This window comes from Streptomyces sp. NPDC006283, from assembly GCF_040613325.1.
Classification (GTDB): Bacteria; Actinomycetota; Actinomycetes; order Streptomycetales; family Streptomycetaceae; genus Streptomyces.
In genome coordinates, this window is sequence record NZ_JBEXRZ010000423.1 from 1 (window position 1) to 2,329 (window position 2,329).

At 69.6% G+C, this 2,329-nt stretch carries 1 protein-coding gene; it reads left to right on the forward strand.

Annotation, left to right across the window (positions count from 1 at the left end; all coding sequences use genetic code 11):
- Nucleotides 1-2,240 (forward strand): LamG-like jellyroll fold domain-containing protein (locus tag ABZ070_RS36860; RefSeq protein ID WP_356640513.1); only part of this gene is annotated, 2,240 nt, incomplete at its 5' end.
- Nucleotides 2,241-2,329: the final 89 nt, after the last annotated feature.

Below are 2,329 nucleotides of genomic sequence, written 5' to 3' on the forward strand. Positions count from 1 at the left end.
GCAAGTTCTCGAGGCTGACGCTGCAGTTGCGTGCGAACGACGAGTCGGACACGTCTGCCTGGAAGCGGTTCCGCAACGACGCCGTCCTGGCGGTGGACTTCGTCGGGCTGCCGGCCAAGCCCACGGGAATCGGCCTGGTGACCGGCTCCGGCACCTCGTGCGAGACCAGTGAGGGCGACCCGGCCGTCGTCTCCGACCCCACCCCGACCCTCACGGCCACCACCCAGACCGCCTCCGGCGGCGAGTCCGGTGCGCAACTGCGCATCGCGTACGACGTGGACCACAAGAACAGCGACGGGACCTGGTCGGACACCTCGGCGGGCAATGGGGACGAGCGCCCGACCAGCGGCTATCTGGGCGACGGCAAGAAGGTGACGATCTCCTGGTCGGCACTGGCCGAGGGCAAGCTCTACCGGCTCCGTGCCTGGACCCGCTCGTACTACAACGGCGGCGCGAGCCAACTGGCCGGTCCGTCGAACGCGTCGACGACGGGCTGGTGCTACTTCAAGGTCGACCCGACGGCGCCGAAGGCGCCGCGGATCACGATCGGGTCGCCCTACACCGAGTGCACACCGAATGCCTGCGTGGCGGCCGGTGGTCCGGGACAGAAAGCGGTGTTCACCTTCGCTCCGGCGGTGGGTGACGCGAACATCGTGTCGTACCAGTACAAGATGTCCTCCGAGGACGCCTGGTCGGCCGCGATCAACGGCTCCACGGTGAACCGGGACATCACGCCGCTGAAGTCCGGGACGCACAGCGTGTATGTGCGGGCCAAGGACAACGTGGGCCGCTGGGGCGCCCAGCACGCTGTCGACTTCCTCGTCGCGGCCGGTGAGGGCCCGGTGGGCCGCTGGCACTTCGACGAGGCGTCCGGCGCGGCGCTGGACTCGGCCACGGCCGGGGGGACCCGCCACAACGCCACGCTGGGCGGCGGTGCGGTGCGCGACGACCGGGGCCGCCGGGGCCTGATCACTCATGACGCCAACGGTGTGGAACTGGCCGATCCGGTCACGGACAAGGGCCTCGCGCTCAACGGCACCACGGGTCACGCGGTGACGGACGCGCCGGTGCTGGAGACTCGGTCGGCCTACACGATCTCGGCGTGGGCACGGCTGGACGACACCGACGACTATGCCGCCGTGCTGTCCACGAGGGGCGAGGACCAGAACCCGTTCGCGTTCTGGTACTCGGGCAACTCAAAGACGTGGTTCTTCGGTATCAACAAGGGTGACGGCACCGGGTACTACGGCCAGCCCGCCTCGTATCCGGCGCAGGCGGGTGTGTGGACGCATCTGGCCGGCACCTACGATCCGGCCAAGCAGGAGCTGAAGTTCTACGTCGACGGCCGGATCCAGGGCGGTCCGGTGACGGTGGCGGGCTCGTGGCCTTCGAGCGGTCCGCTGCAGTTCGGCCGGGTTCCGCTGAGCAGCGGCTACACGTACCACTTCCCGGGTTCGATCGACGAGGTGGCCGTGTGGCAGCGGGCGCTGACGCACGCGGAGATCCTGGACGAGGCGCGCCTGCTGACCTCGGAGGGCTTCGCCGGCGCCGAACTGGTGGCCGACTGGTCCGCGGCGGGTGCGAGCGGGACGGCGATCGCCGACACCACGTCCGGATACGGCAGGACGCTCACCCTCGGCGGCGGGGCGTCGATCGACGCCGAGACGATCCTCATGGACGGTGTCGACGACGCGGCCACCGCGCCGGGGCCGCTGGTGTACGACCATGCGGCGTTCACGGTCAGCACGCTGGTGCAGCTGGACGGGGCGAAGCTCGCGGGCAAGGAGGCCGGCTACATCGGCCAGGTCCTCGGGCAGCGCACGGCCAACGGCTCCGCCTGGGGCTTCTGGTACCAGCTCACCGGCAAGGACACCGTCATCGACGAGGAGACCTTCGAGGAGCGGACCGTGCCCGTGGGCATGTGGCACTTCGGCCGTCTGAACGCCGACGGAACCTTCTCGTCCGTGGCTTCCGAAGAGGTCGCCGCGCTGGACACGCCGGTCCGGCTGACGGGTGTCTACGACCCGCTGATCGGCAAGATCAGCCTCTACCTGGGGCACAACATCAACGGTGAACCGAAGGCGTTCACCGTGCAGCTCGGCAGCGGTGACTTCGCCGTCGGCAAGGGCTTCACCGGCGGCGCCTGGAAGCACCATCTGCCGGCCAGGGTGTCCGAGGTGCGGCTGTGGGCCGGGGCGATGGCCGGCTCCGAGCAGATAGACCACCGGATCGGCGACTGACGACCGGTACCCGGTCATCGTCGACATGACCGGGTCGCCGGTGCGGGTGTCGTGCGGGCGGGAAAGATAGAGCTGTGCGTAGAGCCAGC